20 protein-coding genes and 1 tRNA gene are annotated in these 21,431 nt (G+C 65.7%); 11 read left to right on the top strand and 10 right to left on the bottom strand.

Annotated elements, in window-relative coordinates; translation table 11 throughout:
* Positions 1 to 2 precede the first annotated feature (2 nt).
* From ABB28_RS00480 to ABB28_RS00465, 4 genes are read right to left on the bottom strand one after another with little or no spacing between them, the layout of a single operon-like run.
* On the bottom strand, positions 3 to 1,115 hold the full coding sequence (locus tag ABB28_RS00480) for a hybrid sensor histidine kinase/response regulator (protein WP_057506738.1): 1,113 nt from the start codon (positions 1,113 to 1,115) through the stop codon (positions 3 to 5).
* The gene (locus ABB28_RS00475; protein WP_057506737.1) at positions 1,112 to 1,681 is read right to left on the bottom strand and encodes a chemotaxis protein CheB; all 570 of its coding nucleotides are present in this window, start codon (positions 1,679 to 1,681) and stop codon (positions 1,112 to 1,114) included. Before ABB28_RS00475 ends, ABB28_RS00480 begins: the two co-directional genes overlap by 4 nt.
* Positions 1,681 to 2,505, bottom strand: a complete 825-nt coding sequence (locus ABB28_RS00470) for a CheR family methyltransferase (RefSeq protein ID WP_057506736.1) — start codon at positions 2,503 to 2,505, stop codon at positions 1,681 to 1,683. Before ABB28_RS00470 ends, ABB28_RS00475 begins: the two co-directional genes overlap by 1 nt.
* On the bottom strand, positions 2,502 to 5,639 hold the full coding sequence (locus tag ABB28_RS00465; RefSeq protein WP_057506735.1) for a response regulator: 3,138 nt from the start codon (positions 5,637 to 5,639) through the stop codon (positions 2,502 to 2,504). Before ABB28_RS00465 ends, ABB28_RS00470 begins: the two co-directional genes overlap by 4 nt.
* A gap of 144 nt (positions 5,640 to 5,783) precedes the next feature.
* On the opposite strand from ABB28_RS00465, the gene ABB28_RS00460 reads away from it, so the two are divergent.
* Together ABB28_RS00460 and ABB28_RS00455 are read left to right on the top strand one after the other, a co-directional pair.
* On the top strand, positions 5,784 to 6,941 hold the full coding sequence (locus ABB28_RS00460) for a two-component system sensor histidine kinase NtrB (protein WP_057506734.1): 1,158 nt from the start codon (positions 5,784 to 5,786) through the stop codon (positions 6,939 to 6,941).
* Positions 6,934 to 7,290 carry a response regulator gene (locus ABB28_RS00455; RefSeq protein ID WP_057506733.1) on the top strand — a complete coding sequence of 119 codons (357 nt, stop codon included), beginning with the start codon at positions 6,934 to 6,936 and terminating at the stop codon, positions 7,288 to 7,290. The genes ABB28_RS00460 and ABB28_RS00455 overlap by 8 nt, the downstream gene beginning before the upstream one ends.
* A gap of 48 nt (positions 7,291 to 7,338) precedes the next feature.
* Here ABB28_RS00455 and ABB28_RS00450 read toward each other — a convergent pair whose 3' ends face one another.
* Positions 7,339 to 8,004 carry a MarC family protein gene (locus tag ABB28_RS00450; protein WP_057506732.1) on the bottom strand — a complete coding sequence of 222 codons (666 nt, stop codon included), beginning with the start codon at positions 8,002 to 8,004 and terminating at the stop codon, positions 7,339 to 7,341.
* A gap of 725 nt (positions 8,005 to 8,729) precedes the next feature.
* On the opposite strand from ABB28_RS00450, the gene ABB28_RS00445 reads away from it, so the two are divergent.
* A complete protein-coding gene (locus ABB28_RS00445) occupies positions 8,730 to 9,953 on the top strand; it encodes a sensor histidine kinase (RefSeq protein WP_057506731.1) in 1,224 nt (407 codons plus the stop codon).
* 26 nt (positions 9,954 to 9,979) lie between these two features.
* Here ABB28_RS00445 and ABB28_RS00440 read toward each other — a convergent pair whose 3' ends face one another.
* A complete protein-coding gene (locus ABB28_RS00440) occupies positions 9,980 to 11,008 on the bottom strand; it encodes a TraB/GumN family protein (RefSeq protein ID WP_057506730.1) in 1,029 nt (342 codons plus the stop codon).
* 139 nt (positions 11,009 to 11,147) lie between these two features.
* Here ABB28_RS00440 and ABB28_RS00435 point away from each other — a divergent pair, with 139 nt between their 5' ends.
* A complete protein-coding gene (locus ABB28_RS00435) occupies positions 11,148 to 11,384 on the top strand; it encodes a DUF1272 domain-containing protein (protein ID WP_057506729.1) in 237 nt (78 codons plus the stop codon).
* Between the two features lie 35 nt (positions 11,385 to 11,419).
* Here ABB28_RS00435 and ABB28_RS00430 read toward each other — a convergent pair whose 3' ends face one another.
* Positions 11,420 to 12,205 (bottom strand): hypothetical protein, encoded by a 786-nt coding sequence (locus tag ABB28_RS00430; RefSeq protein ID WP_057506728.1) that lies wholly within the window; start codon positions 12,203 to 12,205, stop codon positions 11,420 to 11,422.
* A 131-nt stretch (positions 12,206 to 12,336) separates the two neighbouring features.
* Here ABB28_RS00430 and ABB28_RS00425 point away from each other — a divergent pair, with 131 nt between their 5' ends.
* The gene (locus ABB28_RS00425; RefSeq protein ID WP_057506727.1) at positions 12,337 to 13,023 is read left to right on the top strand and encodes a hypothetical protein; all 687 of its coding nucleotides are present in this window, start codon (positions 12,337 to 12,339) and stop codon (positions 13,021 to 13,023) included.
* Positions 13,024 to 13,045: 22 nt separating this feature from the next.
* On the opposite strand, the gene ABB28_RS00420 is transcribed toward ABB28_RS00425, so the two are convergent.
* A tRNA-Arg gene (locus ABB28_RS00420) sits at positions 13,046 to 13,122 on the bottom strand.
* 125 nt (positions 13,123 to 13,247) lie between these two features.
* On the opposite strand from ABB28_RS00420, the gene ABB28_RS00415 reads away from it, so the two are divergent.
* From ABB28_RS00415 to ABB28_RS00390, 6 genes are all read left to right on the top strand, one after another.
* Positions 13,248 to 13,880: a phosphatase PAP2 family protein gene (locus tag ABB28_RS00415; protein WP_083491845.1), complete on the top strand. Its 633-nt coding sequence runs from the start codon at positions 13,248 to 13,250 to the stop codon at positions 13,878 to 13,880.
* A 94-nt stretch (positions 13,881 to 13,974) separates the two neighbouring features.
* Entirely contained in the window at positions 13,975 to 14,316 is a 342-nt protein-coding gene (locus tag ABB28_RS17855; protein ID WP_057506725.1) for a hypothetical protein, read from the top strand.
* A gap of 82 nt (positions 14,317 to 14,398) precedes the next feature.
* Positions 14,399 to 15,508 carry a polysaccharide biosynthesis/export family protein gene (locus tag ABB28_RS00405; RefSeq protein WP_057506724.1) on the top strand — a complete coding sequence of 370 codons (1,110 nt, stop codon included), beginning with the start codon at positions 14,399 to 14,401 and terminating at the stop codon, positions 15,506 to 15,508.
* Position 15,509: 1 nt separating this feature from the next.
* On the top strand, positions 15,510 to 16,199 hold the full coding sequence (locus ABB28_RS00400; RefSeq protein WP_083491844.1) for a YjbF family lipoprotein: 690 nt from the start codon (positions 15,510 to 15,512) through the stop codon (positions 16,197 to 16,199).
* Between the two features lie 111 nt (positions 16,200 to 16,310).
* Positions 16,311 to 16,973 carry a capsule biosynthesis GfcC family protein gene (locus ABB28_RS00395; RefSeq protein WP_161809837.1) on the top strand — a complete coding sequence of 221 codons (663 nt, stop codon included), beginning with the start codon at positions 16,311 to 16,313 and terminating at the stop codon, positions 16,971 to 16,973.
* 56 nt (positions 16,974 to 17,029) lie between these two features.
* Positions 17,030 to 19,183 (top strand): YjbH domain-containing protein, encoded by a 2,154-nt coding sequence (locus ABB28_RS00390; RefSeq protein WP_245625231.1) that lies wholly within the window; start codon positions 17,030 to 17,032, stop codon positions 19,181 to 19,183.
* Between the two features lie 45 nt (positions 19,184 to 19,228).
* Here the strand turns inward: ABB28_RS00390 and ABB28_RS00385 are convergent, their stop codons facing one another.
* Together ABB28_RS00385 and ABB28_RS00380 are read right to left on the bottom strand one after the other, a co-directional pair.
* Entirely contained in the window at positions 19,229 to 19,663 is a 435-nt protein-coding gene (locus tag ABB28_RS00385) for a low molecular weight protein-tyrosine-phosphatase (RefSeq protein ID WP_057506721.1), read from the bottom strand.
* Positions 19,664 to 19,719: 56 nt separating this feature from the next.
* Positions 19,720 to 21,252: an undecaprenyl-phosphate glucose phosphotransferase gene (locus ABB28_RS00380; protein WP_245625229.1), complete on the bottom strand. Its 1,533-nt coding sequence runs from the start codon at positions 21,250 to 21,252 to the stop codon at positions 19,720 to 19,722.
* Positions 21,253 to 21,431 lie beyond the last annotated feature (179 nt).

Genomic DNA, 21,431 nt, shown 5'->3' with positions numbered 1-21,431 from the left:
GGTCAGGCCCGGCGCGGCAGCCGGGCTTCGAACACCACGTCCTGCGCTTCGTTGCGTGCCTTCAGCTGGCCGCCGTGCGCACGCACGAACTGGTCGGCGATGAACAGGCCCAGGCCCAGGCCCTTGCTGGCGTGGAAGCTGGCCTTGAACGGTTCGAACAGGCGCGGCAGCAGGCTTTCACCGATCTGCCCGCGGTTGCGCACGCGCAGCACCACCTGGGCCGGGTCTTCGCCATCCACGTGCACCTGGATCGGCGCCTGCCCACCATGCAGCAGCGCATTGCCGATCAGGTTGGAGGCCACCTGGGCCAGCCGGTCCGGGTCGCCCTGCATGCGCGCATCGCCCAGCGCGACCACTTCGATCGCGGCCGTCGCATTGCCCTGCTCCACTTCCTGCACGACCGCGTCCACCACGCTGGCAGCGTTGCACGGGGTACGCTCCAGGCGCAGCCCGCCGGAGCGGATGCGTGAGAAGTCGAGCAGCTGGTCAACCATGCGCGCCATCCGCAGCGTGCTGGTTTCCAGGTGGCGCAGGGTCTGCTGCGCGCTGGCATCGGCCGGAATGTCGAGCGACAGTTTGTCCGCACACAGCAGGATCGCCGACAGCGGCGTGCGCAGGTCGTGGGTCAGCACCGCCATCATGGTTTCGTTGAGCGTCAGCGCGCGCTCCAGCGCTTCGTTGCGCGATTTCAACAGGCGCTTCTGCTGGTAGAGCTCGATGAACACACCGATCTTGCCGAGGATGATCTGCGGTTCGATCGGCTTGTGCAGGAAGTCCACTGCACCGCTTTCATAGCCCTTGAACGCACGCACCGGATCCTGCGGCGAGGCGGTCAGGAAGATGATCGGCACGTCGCGGCTGCGCGCCGAGCCGCGCATCAGTTCGGCCAGCGCGAAACCATCCATTTCCGGCATCTGCACGTCCAGCAGGGCCAGCGCGACTTCGTGTTCAAGCAGCAGTTCCAGCGCCTCGTTGCCGGAGGCAGCGCAGAGGATGCGCAGGCCATCACGGCGCAGCAGCGCTTCCATCGCGACCAGGTTCTGCGGCACGTCATCGACGATCAGTATGTTGACCGGCGAGGCGTCTGCCACTGGCGCGGGAGCAAGCAGGTTCATTTCATTTCCTTCAGGCATTCGCATATCTCGTCCAGCGTCAGCACCGCATCGGCGCCGGCACGCTGCAGGGCCGAGGCAGGCATCATCGACGCCTCGGCATCTTCGGGGCATTGCAGCCAGGCCTGGCCACCGGCCTGGCGCACCGCGGCCACGCCTTCGCTGCCATCGCTGCTGGCCCCGGTCAGCAGGATCGCCAGAACATCGGGGCCAAACACCGCCGCGGCCGATTCGAACAACGGATCGATGGCCGGGCGCGAGAACAACACGGCCTCATCCAGCGACAACGCGATGGAGGCTTCGTCTTCGACCAGCATATGGTAGTCCGGCGCCGCGAAGGTCACCGTGCCCACCTCCAGCGGCTGCTTGTCCTCGGCCTCGCGCACCCGCAGCGCCGAGCCCGGATCGAGCAGTTCGGCGATGCGGCTGGGCCGGTCACGGGGGATGTGCAGCACCACCAGCGCCGGGCAGGGCAGCGCCGCCGGCAACGCACCCAGCACCCGCTGCAGCGCCGAAACGCCGCCGGCCGAAGCACCGATCACCAACAGGCGCGGGACCAGGGCGTCCATCAGGCCGCCTTCCGGTACAGGCGCTGTTCGCGCGCAGCGGCTTCAAAGGCGTTGCCGTGCTCGCCGAACTGCAGCGATTCCTTGCTGCCCAGGCCCAGGAAACCGCGATGCACCAGCGCTTCGCGGAACAGGCCGACGGCGCGGTCCTGCAGCGGACGGTTGAAGTAGATCAGCACGTTGCGGCAGGACACCAGGTGCACTTCGGAGAACACCGTGTCGGTGGCCAGGCTGTGGTCGGCGAACACCACGTTGCGGCGCAGGCGACGATCGAACATCGCCCCGTCGTAGCCGGTGGTGTAGTAGTCCGACAACGAACCGTGACCGCCGGCCTGCAGGTAATTGCGGCTGAACTGGGCGATGCGGTCGATACCGTAGGTGCCCGACTCGGCGGCCGCCAAAGCGGCCGGGTTGATGTCGGTGGCGTAGATGATGCTGCGGTCCAGCAGCCCCTCTTCCTGCAGCAGGATCGCCAGCGACCAGACTTCCTCGCCGGTGCTGCAGCCGGCCACCCACAGCTTGATCGACGGATAGGTCTTCAACACCGGCACGGCGTGCTCGCGCAGCGCCTGGAAGTAGGCCGGGTCACGGAACATCTCCGACACCTGCACGGTGAAGAACTGCATGGCCTGGGTGAACAGTTCGGGCTCGTGCAGCAGCCGGTGTTGCAGGTCCGACAGGCGCGCACACTCGTAGCGCTGCATCGCCTGGTGCATCCGACGCCGCAGCGAAGACACCGCATAGTTGCGGAAATCGTAGTGGTAGCGCTGGTAGATCGCCTCCACCAGCACCTTCAGTTCCAGGTCGAACAGCTCCTGATCGTTCATTGCCGCGAGCACCACACACGGCACAACGACACCAGCTTGTCGACGTCGATGGGCTTGGCGATGTAGTCGTTGGCGCCGGCCTGCAGGCAACGCTCGCGGTCGTCGGGCATGGCCTTGGCGGTCAGCGCGATGATCGGCAGGTCCTTGTGCTGGCGCTGGCTGCGGATTTCCCGCATCGCGGTCAAGCCATCCATCTCCGGCATCATGATGTCCATCAGCACCAGGTCCACTTCCACGCTGGCCAGGCGATCGACGGCTTCGCGGCCGTTGCGGGCGATTTCCAGCTTCACCCCCAGCGGTTCGAGGACGCTGGACAGCGCGAAGATGTTGCGCACATCGTCTTCGGCCAGCAGCACCGTGCGGCCATCGAGCACCGAATCGCGGCGCCGCGCTTCGCGCAGCAGGCGCTGCTGGTCACTGGGCAGGTTCGCTTCCACGCTGTGCAGGAACAGGGTGACCTCGTCGAGCAGGCGCTCCGGCGAGCGGGCGCCCTTGATGATGATGCTCTTGGAGTAACGGCGCAGGCGCTGTTCTTCTTCGCGGCCCAGCGCGCGGCCGGTATACACGATCACCGGCGGGAAGCTGACATCTTCGCTGCCGGCCATGAACTCCAGCAGGTCGTAGCCACTGCCATCGGGCAGCGCCAGGTCGGTCACCATGCAGTCGAAGGTCGCGCTGCTGAGCTGCTGCACCGCCTCGGCGAGGGTGCCCACGGCCGTGATTTCCAGCTGCTCCCGGCCCAGCAGCAGTTCCAGGTTTCCGCGCAGTTCGGTGTCGTCTTCCACGATCAGCAGACGGCGCACGTCGCGCTGGCTGGTCTTTTCCAGGTGCTGGATCGCCTCGACCAGCCGCTCACGGGTGGCCGGCTTGATCACGTAACCGATGGCGCCCAGTTCCATCGCCAGCTGGCTGCGCTCCATGCCCGACACCACGTGCACGGGGATGTGGCGGGTCAGCGGATCGCGCTTCAGGCGCTCCAGCACGCTCAGGCCGGACACATCGGGCAGGCCGATATCCAGCAGCACGCCACTGGGGCGCAGCTCGCGCGCCAGCGACAAGGCTTCTTCGGCGGTGGTGGCCACCACGCAGTCGAAATCGAGTTCGCGCGCCAGCGCGACCAGCGCTTCGGCGAACGTCGCGTCATCTTCCACGGCCAGGATCAGGCGCTCACTGCGCTGGGCGCTGGCACCATTGGCTACGGCCGTCTTCCAGGCGCCCAACGACGGCGAAACCGCGTCGCTGCGCACCGGCGACGGGCCGGCGCCGGACGCTGCCCGGGCCGGTGACGGTGCCGAAGCGACCACCGGCTGCGGCGCGTGCGCCGTGCCCAATGTCGCGGGCGCGTCGGCCTGCTCCGGTGCTCCGCTCAGCGGCAATTCCACCGTGAAGGTACTGCCGCGACCCGGCTCGCTGTCCACGCGGATGTCACCGCCCATGCGGGTTGCCAGGTCGCGCGAAATGGAAAGCCCCAGTCCGGTGCCGCCGTAGCGGCGGCGGGTACTGCCATCGGCCTGGCGGAAGGCTTCGAAGATGGCGTCCAGCTGCTCGGCGGCGATGCCGATACCGCTGTCGCGCACCACGAAACGCACGCGGTCGCGGCCGACCGCCTGCACCTGCAGGCTGACCGTGCCGTGTTCGGTGAACTTCACCGCGTTGGCCAGCAGGTTCTTCAGGATCTGCTGCAGGCGTTGGCTGTCGGCGGTGAACTGGCTGGGCGCGCCGGCGTCGGCGACGATCTCCAGCACCAGTCCCTTTTCGCGCGCCAGCGGCTCGAAGGTCTCGCGCAGGCGCTGCAATGCACCTTCCACCACGACGATTTCGTCGGCCAGCTCCACGTGACCGGCCTCGATGCGGGCCAGGTCCAGGATGTCGTTGATCAGGGCCAGCAGGTCGTTGTTGGACGACAGGATGGCCTGCGCGTACTTGACCTGCTCATCGCTGAGCGTGCCATCGCGGTTGTCCGAAAGCAGCTTGGCCAGGATCAGCGAGCTGTTGAGCGGGGTGCGCAGCTCATGCGACATGTTGGCCAGGAACTCGGACTTGTAGCGCGAGGCGGCCGACAGTTCATTGGAATTGCGCACCAGCTGCGCCTGCGCCACCAGCAGCGCCTGCTTCTGGCCTTCCAGCTCATGCGTGCGCTCTTCCAGCTGCACGTTGGTCTGTTCCATCTCGGCCTGCTGCTGCTCCAGGTTGGTCTGCGAATGCAGCAGGCTGCGGCTCTGTTCTTCCAGTTCTTCGTTGGCCACCCGCAGCTCTTCCTGCTGGGCCTGCAGTTCTTCGCCCTGGCGCTGGGATTCTTCCAGCAGCTCGGCCAGCCGCGCGCGCAGCACCGCCGCGCGCAGCGCGATGCCGATGGTGTCGGCGCAGCGCTGCAGCAGCTCGCGGTCCAGCTGCGGGGCACGACCCGGGCGGATCCGGCCCAGTTCCACCACGCCGACGATCTGCTCATCGCTGAAGATCGGCGCCAGCACGCGCTCGCGCAACTGGGTGCTGCCCAGGCTGGTACTGATCTGCAGCACGCTGCCCTCGCCTTCCTGCAGGTGGCGCACCTTGCCCTCGCGGATCACCTGGCCCAGCTGTCCTTCCTCCAGGCCCAGCGACTGCGGAATGGACGCCGGCAGTGCCACGCCGCCGGTCAGCAGCAACTGGTGGTTCTCGATGCGGTACATCACCGCGGTCTGCGCCTTCAGCTGCTCGGCCAGGGTGGTCATCGCCGCTTCGGCGATTTTTTCCGGCCCCAGGTCGCCGCGCAGGCTCATCGCCACCACGTTTTCGCTTTCCTGCAGCCACAGCGCCTCGGACGCTTCGCGGCGCGCCTGGATTGCGCGATTGACGATCAACGCGATCATCAGGAAGGCGAATCCGCCAATGGTCCGGTTGACGAAAGAGAAAGCTGAATTGGTACTGGCCGGGGCAATGTTGTAGCCCACTGCGAGGAACACACAGGCCGCCACCGCAACCACCAACGGCAGCCCGGCATGGCGCTGGAATACCGTCACGCCGATCGCCAGGAAATACGCCAGCCACACCGCATAGCCAAGTGGCACAACCAGTTCAAGCGCGGCGGTTGCTCCCAGCAGGGCGGCCGACAAAGCCCATACCCACGGGTCGCGCATACTTGAAGCTGACGTCATCGTTGGAGATCCCGGCACAAAGAAGTGAGATGTTAACTGAATGCCCGTCGTTTCCGGCACGACTTTCGGCACGTGCCCGCCTACACAATTCCTTCACACTGTCGCTTCTAGCGTCACCGGCCTCAGGGGTTTCAGCGCAGTCCCGTGGTAAACGCCGTCTCCAAGCTCACCGCCCAGACAGATACGTCCCGACAGTTGACGCTCCTCATCGAGAGCGTCACTGACCATGCCCTGTACCTGATGGATCCGGACGGCGTGGTCTGCACCTGGAATCCCGGCGCGCAGCGGATCAAGGGCTACAGCGCCGAGGAAGTGATCGGCACCCATTTCAGCCGCTTCCACTGCCCCGCCGACCGCGATGCCGGCGAGCCCGAACGCTCGCTGGCGATCGCCATGAGCGAAGGCCGCTATGCCGGCGAAGGCTGGCGCCTGCGCAGTGACGGCACCCGCTTCCGCGCCAGCGTGGTCATCGAGCCGGTATTCGAGGCCGAGCACCTGGTCGGCTTCGTCAAGGTGACCCGCGATATCACCGAAAGCTACCAGGCGCAGGTGCTGCTGCGGGATGCGCAACGTGCGCTGGCCAGCACCCAGCAGTTCGAGAAAGTCAGCCAGCTCAGCCGCGGGCTGGCGCACGAGTTCAACAACCTGCTGACCACCATCCACAATGCGCTGGACCTGATCGCGCTGCGCTGTGCAGCCGATGAGACCACCGAGCGCCTGATCGGCAATGCGCAGGCCGCGGCCGACCGTGGCGCGCTGCTGACCCGGCAGCTGCTGGCCTTCGGCGCGGGCCAGACGCTGGTGCGCGAACGCGTCACCACCGCGAACTGGCTGCAGCCGGCAATGGCAGCGCTGCAGCAGCGTTGCCTGGCCCATCATTCGCTCAGCCTGCAGCTGCGCAGCGACCTGCCGGATGTGCTGCTGGATCCCGGGCAGCTGGAGGCGGCGCTGTCCAACCTGGTCGGCAATGCCTGCGATGCCATGCCGCAGGGCGGTCGTATCTGTATCATCGGGGACATCGAGCGTCGCCTGGATCCGCAGGCCGATACGCCGACCTACCGTAATTTCGTCGCCATCCGCGTTCAGGATGAAGGCCACGGCATGGCGCCAGACGTCGCCGCGCGGGCCAGCGAGCCGTTTTTCACGACCAAGGACATTGGCAAGGGCAGCGGTCTGGGCCTGAGCCAGGTGTTCGGTTTCATCACCCAATGCGGCGGTTTCGTCGACGTGTCCAGCACCGAAGGTGGTGGCACGACGGTCAGCCTGCTGCTGCCTGCCCTGGAGGTTCCCGCCAATGACTGATTCCATCCGCGTACTCATGGTCGAAGACCAGGAAGACCTGCGCGACATGATCGGACTGGCCCTGCAGGACATGGGCATCAACGTCGATACCACCGCCGATGGCCACGAGGCGCTGGCGATGATGGCCGGCGAGCATCGGTACGATGTGGTGTTCAGCGATGTCAGCATGCCCAACGGCATGTCCGGGATCGAGCTCAGCGAACATGTCGCCCGTACCCAGCCCGGCGCACGGATGATCCTGTCCTCCGGTTATGCCCGCTCGCAGCTGCCGCCGCTGCCGGGGCACGTGGAATTCCTGCCCAAGCCGTATCGGCTGCGGCAGCTGGTGGAGCTGCTGACTGCACGTTGATCGGCCGCGGCGACGGGTCGGGCCGCTTCCGCTTGGGCTATGCGCCCGTTAGTTGATTGCCGTCAGATCAAGCCAACCTGACCAGACCAGCTGGATGCCGATGCACAGCAGCACGAAGGCCACCAGTTGCTGCATCACCACCGCGCCCGAGGGTCCCAGACGGGTGACGACCACGATCGAGTTGCGCAGCACCAGGTAGATCACCAGCGCCACCATCAGCGCCCCACCGACCGCGACGATCGCACCCGACAGGAAATGCAGCGGATGCATTGATTCTCCGTGGGCACCCAGGGTGATGCAGGCAGAAATCACGCCCGGTCCGGTCGTCAAAGGGAACGTGAGTGGATAGAAACTGCGCTGCATCAGCTGGTGGTCCGCGATGCCCGCCGCCTCGGTTTCCTGCGCGGTCGGCGAGGTGTCCGGGCGCGGAGCGAGCATGCGCCATGCGCTGGCCGCCACCAGAAGCCCGCCACCAAAACGCACCACCGCCAACGAGATGCCGAAAATGGTCAGCACGTAGGTGCCGACCAACATCGAGGCGATGATCACCCACCCCACGTTCAATGCGATCTGGCGCGCAAGCAGGCGCGCGAGGTCGTGCTTGGTGCCGACCGAAGAGACGAAGATCGAGGCGATGCTCAGCGGGTTGATGATCGGCAACAGCGTCACCGGGACCAGCGCCATTTCCTTCAACAGCGCGACCATGTATTCCATGCCAACTCCACGCCAGCGGGCGGTCGACCCGCGCCAGGCAGGTGGGACTCCGGCACCCGCGATGTGGGTGGCCAGAAAAGGGATTGGCAGGATCCTGGCGGAATCGAGGCGGGCACCCCATCGGACGCGGCCGAGTTGCGTTCAACCTTCGCATGTCAGCATGGCGCGCCCCGCCGCTACGCGGGGACCTTTCGAACGTTCTGACAACTTCACGACACTCCGAAGGACGGGCGATCGCCGCCACGCGCGTCGAAAGGCGCGGGCGGCGACACGCAGCGGACCGCTGCCGGGCCAACGCCAGGGACGCCCTGCCAGGAGCTCAAGGAGGTTTATCTGAAAATGGACTTCGCTTGCCTTCGCGCTTGCTCCGCTGCCGCGCACGACTGCCCAGGTGCACCAGGCCAAGGACGCAGGCAAAGGCGATTGCGACTTCCGACACCGCGAGCAGGAGGTGCATACGGGTAATCCTCGGCCTGGGGAAATCGGGCCTGCAGCTGACACGCTAGCGCCCTGTCCTCGCCCCGGTCTGCAAACACGTGCGCATTTCCGGAATCGCTTCTCACGCCTGTCCTTCTGCCCCTGAATGACTCACCAAACCACCGGCGCAACGCTGAATGATTAAGGGTAAGGTCCCGCACCCGGGGACGGAGCACGAAAGGCGATGTCACAATCGACGCGCAGACGCCGTGATCGACTCAACGTTGCCGAGACAGAAGCACCTACCCATGCAGAACAGATCCACCAAGGAAGGCCCCCTGCCCTCGTTTCACTCCTGCCTGGAACTGGCCTGTGCCGTCAGCGGCATGCGGGTCGCACTGATCGGCGAGGTCGGTGAACAGCAATGGCGCGCCGTGCACGCACTGGACCGTGCCGGGCTCGGCATCTCCGCCGGCCTGCGGCTGGATCTGATCAACACTTTCTGCCGCGACGTGACCGCAACCCAGGAAGCGATCTGGTTCGGCGACTACCGCCAGGACCAGCAGCGCTGCGACAGTCCCATCCCGGCGATGCACGGCTTCCGCAGCTACATCTCGGTGCCGGTGGTGCTGGCCGATGGACGGGTGTTCGGCACCCTGTGCACGCTGGACCCGGAGCCGCGCCCGATCACCGATGAAGTCCTGCACGCCATGCGTGCACTGGGTGCAGTGGTGGCCGAGCAGATCAGCGCGGCGGAAGCACATGACACCGATGACCACCACGACGGCGTCGAGCGGGATCGGGCCACGTCTTCTGAAAGCCGCCTGCAGGCCTCCGAAGTGCTCAACAGCGCGCTGCGCCAGGAAGGCAAGGAGCGCGAGGAGTTCATCGCGGTGCTGGCACACGATCTGCGCAACCCGCTGCAGGCGATCCGGGTGACCTCCGACCTGCTGTCCCTGTCGGCCACCAGCGAGGCGCAGCAGAGTCTGCTGCGGCACCTGGACGACAGCGCTGACCGGATGGCGGAACTGATCGATGTGACGCTGGATTTCGCGCGCGGCCGCCTCGGCTCGGGCATCGCCCTGCGCGTGCGGCCCTGGCGTGACCTGTCTGCCTTGCTGGCCAACGCCGCCGAGCGGGCAATGGCGCCCTACCCCGGCTGCCCGTTGATCGTTGAACTGGCCCTTCCCCAGGTGGTGACCTGCGATGCCGACCGCCTCTCGCAACTGGTCAGCAACCTGCTGATCAACGCGGCCATCCACGGCCGCAAGGGCAGTCCGATCGCCCTGCGCGGCCACGCCGACGACACGGCGCTGGTGCTGGAAGTGCGCAACGAGGGCGTGATCGCCGAGGCGTCGATGAAGACCCTGTTCGAGCCCTTCCACCGCACTGGCGACCAGCGGCTGGATTCCGGCCTGGGCCTGGGGCTGTACATCGCTTCGCAGATCGCCGTTTCGCATGGCGGCGCGCTGACGGTGCAGTCCGCGGACGCCATCGGCACCACCTTTACCCTGCGCATGCCATTGCGCTGAGCCGTACAGGCGTCAGCAAAGGCAGCTCATTCCGGCGGCGCTTCGATGGTGTAGCCGCGTGCGCGCAGCGCGCCCAGATAATCTTCCGGTCCCAGCAGCAGGCTGACCGGCACCGTGGAGAACGTGCTGGCGTGCTGGGCCAGCGCCTTGTCGGCCAGGCCCAGCCACTGCGTGCGCGCCTGCTGCCCCAGGTCGTTCCAGCCGCGGCTGCGCGCGAACGCCGAATCCTGCACTACGTCTCTGCAGGTGCGCGCCATGGACATCACGGCCAGCCGGCGCAGGGCCCCGATATCTCCAGCAGCCCAGGCATTGGCACGCTCGCGCAGTACCGGGGCCTGGAATTCCACCGTATCCAGGGTGCGCTCGAAGCAGGCGCGGTCGTCCACCTCGCTGCCCTGCAATTCCTTCAGGGCGCCGCGCGCATCGGCAATGGGCAGCTTCACCCGCGCCTCTTCCGGCTCCAGCTTGTTGGCTTTGTAGGCACGTTCAAGGGCCTCGGTGACCTGCCCGCTGTCGCGCAGCCCCTGGCGCTTGAGGAAGGCCATGTACAGCTCGCCCGAAGCGATCATCGGGCGCTTCTTTTCCACCCCGCCATTGCGCCCCAGGTAGGTGGCCTTCAAGCCCAGCCATCGCGCGTAGGTGTCCGGTGCCACGATCTGATGCAGGGTGCGCCCCTGCGGATCCTTGGCGGTCTTCATCGCCAGCGGCAGCAGGGTGAGGCCGCGCAGCAGGCCGAGCTTGACGTCCGGTGTCCAGCCGGGCGGACCCAGCACGTGGTCGGAGGCGGCGATGACCTGCTGCACCTGGTCCGAACGCCAGGTCACGCCGGCCGGCAACGGTGCCACCGTACCCAACAGCCACAACACATGGCCCTGCGCGTTGCTCACCTTCCACAAGCCCGGACCGGGCTGCTCGCCGGTGACCTGGACGGCCGCCATGTCCACCACGGGCCCTTCTGCGGTGACGGCCTGCGCGGCGACAGAGAGCGGCGCGCACAGCAGCAGCGCCAGGATGAAACCGCACCTGATCCATTGCCCGTCATGTCGGTGCTGCATGGCCAACCCCTTGAGTGATCGCGCACTGTATCCAGTGCCTCTGCGTGCTGTGTAAAACGTTCGTTGGCGCCGGTCTGCGCTGGAACCGCGGGCGGCCCGGCGCTACGCTGGCGCCCTCTCCTTGTTCCGGGCCCACTCCATGTTGCAGATGCGTCCTGGCTGCGAATGCTGCGACACCGACCTGCCCGCCGCGTCGACCGGCGCGTGGATCTGCTCGTTCGAGTGCACGTTCTGCACCGCCTGCGTGCAGGGACGACTGGGTGGACGCTGCCCGAACTGCGGCGGCACGCTGTGCCCGCGCCCGACGCGCGAGGGCGCCGCGCTGGCGCGCAACCCCGCCTCGCCGGTGCGGGTCTTTACGCCGGCAGGCGACTGATCCAGGCCGCGCGCGGGCGCTGCGGCGTGCCGGCGTCAGCGGCAGTTGTCGGCGTCGACGCGGCGGATCGACTCGATCCTGCCGTCACCGGTCGCAACGTGCAGGCATTCGCGGGTCTGCGCATTCCACCACGTCACCACCGAGCGGCCATCGCGCTGCTGCGCGTCGCGATCGGTAAAGCCGCGTGCCCGCAGTTGCGTGTCCGCACCGGCGGCACGTGCGCCTAGCAGGTCGTCCATGCTGGCGGATGCTCCCGCGCTGTTGCCAGAGCGCCACGGCACCTGCCTGGAGCGCTCGCGCAGGCCGGCGCCGTAGCCATCGCTGTAAGCGCCCTGATCGGCATCGGCGTCGTAGCCGTGGACCGCATCGCGGTAGCCGCGTTCGTAGTCGGCTTCGTGGTGCGCATCATCGTCGTGGTCACCATCGTCGTGGTGGTGCGCCTGGTGCGCGAGTGCGGCAATGCCGAGGATGGCCGCGGCGGCCACGGCCACCTTGGCGCCATCGCTCATCCCGTCCTTCTTTCCGCCAGGCTGCTTGCCACAGTCCGGTGCGGGCGTGGTGACCGCCGAGGCGATGCGGCCACGGTCACTGCGGACCATCACGCAGCGCTGGTCGCGCTCGTTCCACCAGTTGCCGTACTCACCGGAAACCGATTGCCGCGCATAGCCACGGGCACCCAGCGTGCGGGCGGCATCGCGATCATCCAGGCCCTGCAGGTCGCCCAGGCCGGGTGCGGGGTCCTGCGCAGAAACGCGCGAGGAGGCGCACAGCGCCGACAGCATGATCGCGACCGCCAAAGCACTGCGATGGGCAATGGACATTGCAGATCTCCGGATGGGCAGGCCGGGCTGGCCGCGTTGAGTGGAGCTTGCCACAGGGAATGACGGGTGCGACAGAGTGCCGGTGGTAATGTGCGCCAACGGGCCCCTCCTGCCCGACAGCGGACCCCGGCATGGATTTCCTGAAGATCCTGAAATCGCTTGAAGAACTGGTGTTCGAAGCCCTGAGCTGGATCGTGCTGTTGCCGCGTTCGCTGCTGCGGATCCTCCACTCCCCGGTGGTGATGGCCGAATACGCTGCAAGCCAGCTGCGTTCGGAAAGCGAGACCCGCTTCAGTGCGGCGATCAGTCCACCGCTGCTGTTGATCCTGTGCGTGCTGATCGCCCATGGCGTTGACATGGCGGTCCGGTCTTCCGCGCCGGATCTGGGCGGCTCGCTGGCGGCCGTGGTGCTGGCCTCGGAGCAGAACCTGCTGCTGTACCGGACCATCGCGTTCGGGATCTGGGCATTGGCCGGATCGCTGTACTACCTGCTGCGTACCCTTCGGCCGGTGGACCGGGAGACCCTGCGGCTGCCCTTCTACGAGCAGTGCTACCTGGTTTCGCCATTCGCGCTGCTGATCTCCATCGGCCTGAGCCTGATGTCGATGGGGCAGGAAGGAGCGGTGCTGGCGGGCGTGGTGCTGTCATTGCTGGCAGCGGGCTGGTTCTGGGTTGCGCAGGTGGCCTGGTTACGGCAACGGACCGCGCTGCGGCTGTGGCGCTGCGCGGTGGCGGCGACGGTGATCTGCATTGCCGGATCGGCCGCCAACAGCGTGGTGGTGTATGTGCTGGTCAGTGTGCATGGGCCGGCCAGCTGACTTCACTGGCGCCCTGGAATTCTGGTGACCCCGGCCCGATTCGAACGGGCGACCTTCCCCTTAGGAGGGGGACGCTCTATCCAGCTGAGCTACGGGGCCAGATCGAGGATGTGAAGGATACAGGGTGGCGGCCTGCAGGACTACCTCGGACGGGTCGCGGTCAGCTGCGCAGGCGATCCACCCCGTATGCTGGCGCACCCTTCCCTGCGTGACGCCGCAACCGCATGCCTTCTACGTGGCACCTGCTTTCGATGCTGGGCGACAGTCGTTTGCTGCTGCCAGCCGCCGTGGTCCTCATCGCCTTCGGTGCGTTCCAGCGAAGTCGCTGGTCTCTGCGATGGGCAGGCTCGCTGTGCGTCATCGGAACGCTGGTGCTCAGCTCGAAACTGGCCTTCCTGGGATGGGGCATCGGATTGGCACGGGTCGATTTCACCGGATTCAGCGGTCACGCCACCCTGTCCGCGCTGATCTGGCCGGTGCTGCTTGCCATCGGACTGACCGCACGCAGACCGCACTGGGGCGCAGCGGCCGGCCTGATGCTGGCAGCGGCCATCGCCTATTCGCGGCTGCCGTTGAACGCGCATTCGTGGTCGGAGGTCGTGAGCGGCTGGCTGCTCGGCGCGAGTGGCGCGGTATGGACACTACGGCGGCTGGACGCGAGCCCCACGGCGCGGCCCGGATGGCTCGCCACGGCGCTCGTCATCGGCGCCTTGATACCACTGGCGTTTCCTCAGGCAACGACACATGAGGCCGTGGTCCGTCTCGCCACGACGCTGTCCGGGGCAAAAGATCCGCATGCGCGAAGCACGCTACATGAGAAGTCCATCACATTGGAAGCTAAAATACTGACGGATTAGGCCTTTATGACGTGATCGCCTTGACACCTATAGCTCATTACCGCGACCATAGGGGCGTTCAAATCCCCCCAGACGGAGTAGGAGACCCCGTTTTATGAAGAAGATCTTTGCGGTACTGGCCCTTGTTGGCCTGTCTTCCCCCGTCCTGGCTCAGGATGCACAGGTTGAGCAGACCTCGACCGATGGCGCCACCAGCGCGGAAATCGCTGGCGCGGAAGCGACCGGCTACTCCACCGTGGCAATTGCCAGCACTGCCGTTGCGGCCGTGGCAACCGCCGCCGTTCTTTACAGCGTAGGCGGCGACAGCTCCAGCGGTGAAAACGATGCAGGCGGCGGTGGCGGCGGTGGTGGCGGCGACGGCGGTGGTGGCACCGGCGGCACCGGCGGTACGGGTGGTACTGGCGGCACCGGCGGTACCGGTGGCACCGGCGGCTGAGATCCAGCCCGCTTGAATCCCAGCCCTCGCCGGGCAATGCTTGGCGAGGGTTTTTTTTGCCTGCTGGAAACTACATCGATCCATGAAGACCAAGCTCTCCTGCCTTGCTGTCGCCGTCCTGGCGTCCGTCACCCTTTCCGGCTGCCTGCTCGCGCCCGGCCAGCATCTGCGGCAGGGCGATGTTTCGCGCTCGCAGCAAAGCGACGATGGTCGCTTGGAGATGGTCACGATCACGCCGAAGTTGATTGCGATGGACCGTGCAACGCAGGCCGAGCAGGTGCTGCCGGCAGAGCTTTTCGACTACCAGCCACAGGAATACCAGGTCGGCATCGGTGATGTCCTGTACGTGACCGTCTGGGACCACCCCGAGTTGACGGTGCCTGCCGGTTCACAGCAGCAGGGCAACCTGGCGGGTCGCCTGGTGCAGAGTGATGGCTCGATGTTCTACCCGTACATCGGCAAAATCACTGCCCAGGGCAGGACGCCGGTGCAGCTGCGGGAAGAAATCACCCAGCGGCTTGCCAAGTACATCGAATCGCCGCAGGTTGACGTATCAGTACTGACCTATGGCAGCCAGCGCGTCTGGATCACCGGTGCAGCCGAGCGGTCGACGCCGCTGTCGCTGGGCACCTCGCCATTGACGCTGTCCGATGCGATCAGCCAAGGCGGCTTGAACGCCAGCCAGGCGGACCTGTCCGGCGTGCGGCTCAGCCGCGCCGGCGTGACCTATACGATCAACCTGGAGACGTTAGCCAACCAGTACGGCGGGCGTCAGCTCTACCTGAAAGACGGCGATTCGATCTTCGTTCCTTACCTGGACCGCAAGGAAATCTTCGTCGTAGGCGAAGTGAACCTGCCGGGCGCCTATAGCTTCCGTACCGGCGATGTGTCGCTCAACCAGGCACTGGGTCGCGCCCGCGGCATCACCCAGGCCACCGCGAGCGGCAACTCCGTGTACGTAATCCGCGGCTCGCACGACCTGCTTGCCGAGCCGTCGATGGTCTACCAGCTCGAAGCGCGTTCGCCGACCGCCTTCGCTGTCGCCAGCCAGTTCATGCTGCAGCCCGGTGACGTCGTCTTCGTCGGTGCCGCGGGCGTGACGCGCTGGAACCGCTTCGTCAACCAGCTGCTGCCGTTCACCAGCATCCTGTACAACGCAGCACGTACCGAAAGCGAGATCGGAAACAACTGACATGGCGCACGCTGAGGTATCCCGCGCTGCCCCTCTGGTCGGCTGGCGCAGCCTGGGACTGCGCGCGATCGCGTCGCTGCTGGTGCTGGGCCTGGCCGCCTGCACGTCCGCCAGTCGCTCCACCAGCGACTCGTTCCGGTTGCTGTTCAATCGGCAGGTAGAAGCCACGCCTGCCCAGGTAGCGGCAAATCGCTATCCGCAGATCCAGCTGCGCGCACCGGACATGAGCGCGGTGATGGTGCTGGGCTACGTCGATGACGGGCAACAGTCGTGGTACGCAGGGAAGGAAGCGGTATTCCAGCTTGACCGCGACGGGCTGGTGACCGGCACCTCCGGTAACGGCCGGCAGTTCAGCATGCGGATCCTCGGCGACTCGCCTTTCGATCACCTCGCCGCAGTCACCACAGCAGTGCAGGTGCAGCGCCAGTACGACGCCACTCCGCCGTATGCGGTGTCGGTGCCGGTCAGCGGCACGCTTACGCGCCGCGGCACCGACAAGGTTGAAATCCTTGGCAGGCCCATGCAGCTTGTGCGCTTCGAGGAACGTCTGGAGGGAGGCGGCATGAGTGCCACCAACCTGTACTGGGCCGATGCAACGACCGGTTTCGTCTGGAAGAGCCGCCAGCACCTGGCACCAGGTTACGCGGTTGAACTCACACAGCTCAAACCCTATCGCCCGGCGCAGGACTGAACGATGATGTTTCGCAGTGCGGCAGCGCTTGTTTTCCTTGTATCCGGCTTGCCCGTCAAGGCGGAGCCACCGCTTCCGGCCGGCATCTCCGAGGTCGCCGTCGTGGGAGCTGTGCAGTCGCCTGGTGTAGTGCAGGTAAAGCAGGGTGGACGCATCTCCGATGTGCTCAACGCCGTGCGTCCGGACGCAGCGGCCTACCTGCTCGGCGGAAGCCTGCAGCGCGAGCACGAACGGCAGGACCAGGTGCGCCAGCGTGCCGGCCTGCTGCACACGCTGGGACAGCTGCCGCAGCATGAAGACCTCGATGTGCGGGCGGCAGGCGACCTGCTGCACGACTGGCTCGATGCCCATCCCGCAACCGGTCGCGTGCGCCTGGTGCTCGATCGCCGCCTGATGCAGGTCCAGCCGCTCAATAATCCCATCGCCAGGCAGGGGGACAGCATCATCATCCCGCTGCGCCCGCAGACCGTGCACGTCATCGGCGCCGTGACCCAGCCCTGCGAGCTGCCGCACCAACCGCTGCAGGACGCGAAGACTTACCTGGCGCACTGCCCCACTTCCGGCGCCGCCGATCCGGACACGCTGTACGTGGTGCAGCCCGATGGGCTCGTTCAGGCCCTCGGTGTCGCCGCGTGGAACCGCGCCGATCCACAGGCCGTGGCTGCCGGCGGCACGATCTACGTGCCGATCCGCGAATCCGCGCTGAAGCGCATTGATGCCTCCTTCAACGAAGATTTCGCTTCGTTCGTCGCCACGCAACCTGTCGATCCTTGATGACCGTTTCCGCAAAACCCCTGGCCGCCCGACGCCGTGTCACGCTCACCGTGAGCATGCTTGCAATGTGCCTGTCCACGGCGCTGCATGCGCAGCAGGCACCGCCGGTGACGGCCAGCGAATGGGGCGGCAGCGGGCTGCTGCAGACCCCGACCGCGCGCATGAACACAGCGGGCGACATCGCGTTTACCGCGTCACACAATTCCCCTTACAGCCGCTACAACGTCACGTTGCAGCCGTTCACCTGGTTCGAAGGCACGTTCCGCTACATCAACGTGTCCAACATCCGCTACGGACCGAACATCGCCGGCGACCAGAACTACAAAGATAAATCAATCGATTTCAAGCTGCGCCTGTGGCAGGAATCGCGCTGGCTGCCAGACGTATCGTTCGGTGTGCGCGACATCGGCGGCACCGGCTTTTTCTCCAGTGAATACCTGGTGGCCAGCAAGAACTTCGGCCCCGTGGATGCGTCGCTGGGCCTGGCCACTGGCTATCTTGGCAACCGCGGTGACTTTTCCAACCCGCTGGGCGTCATCGATGACCGGTTCAAGGATCGTCGGCCGATCGCCACCAGCGCGATCGCTCAGGCCGGCAAGTTCGGCGTGAGCAACATGTTCCGCGGGCCGGTCGGCATTTTCGGTGGCCTGACGTACCAGACGCCGTGGGATGCACTGCTGGTCAAGGTGGAATACGACGGCAATGACTACAAGCGCGAACCGCGCGGCAACAACCTGACCCAGCGCACGCCGGTAAACGTGGGCCTGGTCTATGTGCCCAATGCCAATATAGAACTTACGGCGGCATGGGAGCGTGGCGACGCAGCGATGTTCTCGCTGACCCTGCGCGGCTATCCCGGCGGCGCCTCGACGGCACCTAAACCTTTCGATCCACCGCCCGTCAACCCGGCCGCCGTCGCCGCCCAGGACACCCCGGCCTTGGACCACACGGCCTCCTCGCTCGCGCGTCCTACGACGGTGGATACTGGTTCCATGGATGAAGCGGAGCCCGACTGGGCGACCATCGCCTCCCAGCTCCGCAACAATGCCGGTTTCCGCGTAGACCAGATCTCGCGCCGCGGCGACGAGCTTTTCGTCGATGGTTACCAGGTGCGTTACTTCAGCCCCGCCAAGGGCCTGGAACGCGCGGGCCGCATCCTGTCCAGCACGACTGGAGACGATTACGACTGGTACACCCTGCGCACCACGCGCCTGGGCATGCCGATCGTGGACATGTCGGTCAAGCGCGATGCCCTGCTCGGCAACCTTGACGGCACGGTCAGTGACGATGTCCTTCGTCGCAGCACCGATCTGCAGGCTCCCGCCGAAGTCGCACGCGAGGTGCTTTACCGTGCGCCGAACCAACCATTTGGCGGCGGCTTCAGCTTGGGTTACCGACAGAACCTCGGCGGTCCGGACGGGTTCATCCTGTACCAGGTCGCGGCCAACTACTCCGGCAGCCTCTTCTTCCGGCCCGACCTGTGGTTGACCGGCACGGTCAGCGCCGACCTGCTCAACAACTACGACAAGTTCAAATACAACGCGCCCAGCCGTCTGCCGCGCGTGCGCACCGACCTGCGCCGCTACATGGTCGACAATGATGTCACCCTGCCCAACCTTCAGCTCAACGTTGCCCATCGCTTCGGACGTGATGTCTACGGCATGGCCTACGCCGGCTACCTGGAATGGATGTACGCCGGCGTGGGTGGCGAACTGCTGTACCGACCGATGGACCAGCCATGGGCCGTCAGTGCGAACATCAACCGCGTGCAGCAGCGCGACTACGACCAGCACTGGGGCTTGCGCGACTACCGCATGACCACCGGCCATGCCACGCTGTACTACGCCTTCGATGCACGCGAACGCATCGTCGGCTCGATGTCGGTGGGACGCTATCTGGCCGGCGACTACGGCGCCACGGTCAACATCGCCCGTGTGTTCGACAATGGCGTGACCATGGGGGCCTATGCGACCAAGACCGATGTATCGGCCGCGGACTTCGGCGAAGGCAGCTTCGACAAGGGCTTGTATTTCAGCATCCCGTTCGACAACATCCTGCCGCGCTCCACCCGCGCCCGGGCGGCGATCAACTGGAATCCGCTGATCCGCGATGGCGGCGCGATGCTGCAGCGCAAGTACTCGCTGTACAACGTCACCGGCGAGCGCGATGAGCGCTTCTTCTATGACAACCTGAAGTCGATCACCGACTGAGCGCTGCGGTGCCGACCCGCTCGGCACCGGCACGTCGCACCGGGCTTACAGGTATTTGACCCAGCTCTGCACGCCTTCAGCCATCAGGCCGTATACGTGCTCGAAGGCCGCGCGCTGCTGACGGTAAGGATCCGGAATCTCTCGATCCTGCTGCCACTTGCCCAACAGGAACGTCTTGCCAGACGCTTCCGGTGCGATCTCGGTGATGCGCCGCACGTGCTTGCGTTCCATGGTCAGCACCAGGTCGGCCTGGCCGAGGATGCCGCCACTGATCTGCCGCCCAAGATGGCTGCTGCCATCCAGCCCATGCTCAAGCAGCAGTGCCTGCGCGGTGGGGTCCACACCGTGGTCCACCAGCGCACCCAGCCCCGCCGAAGACACCTGGATGCCTTTACCGGCAACCAGTTCGCGCAGCATGAACTCCGCGGAGGGGCTGCGGCAGATGTTTCCCACGCATACGAAAAGAATATTCTTGAACACAACCCGTTCCTGTCGCCATCAGCGCACAGGGTAGCGCAGCGAGCATCCGTGCTGCATCAGTAAGCCGACTTCTGCCCCAACACCTTGAACGCCGTCAGCGCGATGATCCGTACATCCAGCGTCGGGCTCCAACGCCGGATGTAGTCGATATCGTACTGAACGCGCTTTTTCATCGATCGCAGCTCCGGCGTCTCGCCACGCAATCCATGCACCTGCGCCCATCCGGTAATGCCGGGCTTGACGTAGTGCCGATGCATGTAGCGCTCGATCAGCTTTTCATAGTGGTTGTTGTGCTGGATCGCATGCGGTCGTGGACCCACCACCGACATGCTGCCGCCCAGCACGTTCAGGAACTGCGGCAACTCATCCAGACTGGACCGGCGCAGGAATGCGCCAAACCGGGTGATCCGGGGATCGTTGCGGGTCGCCTGGGTGATCTTGTCCGGCGTCTCGGCATGCACCCGCATGGAACGGAATTTGAGCATCGAGAATTCTTTACCACCCAGGCCGTGGCGGCGCTGCCTGAAGAAGACCGGCCCCGGCGAACTGATCTTGACGCCCGCGGCCAACACGGCCAACAGCGGCGCCAGCAGCACCAAGGCCATGCTTGCAACAATCAAGTCCTCGATGCGCTTCACCAACCTGAAATGCTGGTCCGGCAAGCCTTGCCGCACCCCGATCATCGGCACGTTGCCGACCAGATGCACGCCCGGATTGAGCGTGCCGTAGCCACTGATGTCCGGGATGATGCGGACCGGCACCGGATAGCGCTCGATGCGCTTCAACATCTGCTTGATCTGCGGGCCGCTACCCATCTGCAGCGACACCCACAGCTGGTCGAATTCGCCGCGGTGCAGGTCCATGTACTGCGGAAGGTCATCAATGGTGCCAAGGCAGCGCGGACCGTCCTCGCGGCGTGGTCGCGCGATGTCGCCGGGACTGGAGAAATATCCGATCACTGCCTTGCCCAGTTCCGGCTTGCCGCGCAGCAGGCGATGCAGCTTAAGCGAGGGCGCGCGCAGGCCCACCAGGATCACGCGCTGGCAATCCAGTCCCTTTGAGCGCAGGCGATGCAGCTGCACGCGCAGGCTGACCCGCGTTGCCGTCATGCCCATCAGTCCCAGGGCATACCAGCCGACCAGCCAGAACGTTGGCACGGCATCGGCCATGTCCACCAGCACCGCATAGGTGGAGAACAGGCCGAACGAGGCCGTCCAGGCGAGCAGCACCACCCACAGATCGGCCAGCAGGCCACGTGCGCGCCAGTTGCGATACACCGGGGCGATACCGAAGCAGATCACCGTGCTGAGCAGCAGTGCGCCGAATACGATCCGCTGCGGCTGCGACGGGGCCATGACGCCGTTGCGAACCAGATGACTCACGATTGCGGCAGCGGGTATGACCAGCAGGTCAGCGAGCCGGAGCCCCAACTCCAGCGCGGCGCGCGCTTCAACACGACGACCACGGCCTGCTGCCTGCGTTTCTGGAAGGCCGTCTACAGATCCCTGTAGCACCTCAACTTCTCCTGGATTACGCATCTTCCGGCACCTTCTCGCTCGTGCACTGACCTCCCCTGGCAGCGCAACCATAAAAACTACAATGGAAGAAACGTATTGATTTATGACGCAAATGTACCAGAGATTGACCCCGCCCCAGTACTGCTAAAACGTGAACTGCTTCACAGCCCACCCTATTTCGGGCCAAAAGTGCCAATAATTTGACGTACGCGAATCCACTATCCTTCACTGGGTTCGCATATTGAAGATCG

Origin of the sequence: Stenotrophomonas chelatiphaga (assembly GCF_001431535.1) — a bacterium.
In the GTDB taxonomy this organism is placed as follows: domain Bacteria; phylum Pseudomonadota; class Gammaproteobacteria; order Xanthomonadales; family Xanthomonadaceae; genus Stenotrophomonas; species Stenotrophomonas chelatiphaga.
This window is presented reverse-complemented; position numbering and strand designations above follow the sequence as displayed.

Bases quoted from the DNA above. Each gene is read 5' to 3' on its own strand.
- ABB28_RS00480 (WP_057506738.1), bottom strand. From the start codon at position 1,115: ATGAACCTGCTTGCTCCCGCGCCAGTGGCAGACGCCTCGCCGGTCAAC.
- ABB28_RS00475 (WP_057506737.1), bottom strand. From the start codon at position 1,681: ATGGACGCCCTGGTCCCGCGCCTGTTGGTGATCGGTGCTTCGGCCGGC.
- ABB28_RS00470 (WP_057506736.1), bottom strand. From the start codon at position 2,505: ATGAACGATCAGGAGCTGTTCGACCTGGAACTGAAGGTGCTGGTGGAG.
- ABB28_RS00465 (WP_057506735.1), bottom strand. From the start codon at position 5,639: ATGACGTCAGCTTCAAGTATGCGCGACCCGTGGGTATGGGCTTTGTCG.
- ABB28_RS00455 (WP_057506733.1), top strand. From the start codon at position 6,934: ATGACTGATTCCATCCGCGTACTCATGGTCGAAGACCAGGAAGACCTG.
- ABB28_RS00450 (WP_057506732.1), bottom strand. From the start codon at position 8,004: ATGGAATACATGGTCGCGCTGTTGAAGGAAATGGCGCTGGTCCCGGTG.
- ABB28_RS00445 (WP_057506731.1), top strand. From the start codon at position 8,730: ATGCAGAACAGATCCACCAAGGAAGGCCCCCTGCCCTCGTTTCACTCC.
- ABB28_RS00440 (WP_057506730.1), bottom strand. From the start codon at position 11,008: ATGCAGCACCGACATGACGGGCAATGGATCAGGTGCGGTTTCATCCTG.
- ABB28_RS00435 (WP_057506729.1), top strand. From the start codon at position 11,148: ATGTTGCAGATGCGTCCTGGCTGCGAATGCTGCGACACCGACCTGCCC.
- ABB28_RS00430 (WP_057506728.1), bottom strand. From the start codon at position 12,205: ATGTCCATTGCCCATCGCAGTGCTTTGGCGGTCGCGATCATGCTGTCG.
- ABB28_RS00425 (WP_057506727.1), top strand. From the start codon at position 12,337: ATGGATTTCCTGAAGATCCTGAAATCGCTTGAAGAACTGGTGTTCGAA.
- ABB28_RS00415 (WP_083491845.1), top strand. From the start codon at position 13,248: ATGCCTTCTACGTGGCACCTGCTTTCGATGCTGGGCGACAGTCGTTTG.
- ABB28_RS17855 (WP_057506725.1), top strand. From the start codon at position 13,975: ATGAAGAAGATCTTTGCGGTACTGGCCCTTGTTGGCCTGTCTTCCCCC.
- ABB28_RS00405 (WP_057506724.1), top strand. From the start codon at position 14,399: ATGAAGACCAAGCTCTCCTGCCTTGCTGTCGCCGTCCTGGCGTCCGTC.
- ABB28_RS00400 (WP_083491844.1), top strand. From the start codon at position 15,510: ATGGCGCACGCTGAGGTATCCCGCGCTGCCCCTCTGGTCGGCTGGCGC.
- ABB28_RS00390 (WP_245625231.1), top strand. From the start codon at position 17,030: ATGCTTGCAATGTGCCTGTCCACGGCGCTGCATGCGCAGCAGGCACCG.
- ABB28_RS00380 (WP_245625229.1), bottom strand. From the start codon at position 21,252: ATGGTTGCGCTGCCAGGGGAGGTCAGTGCACGAGCGAGAAGGTGCCGG.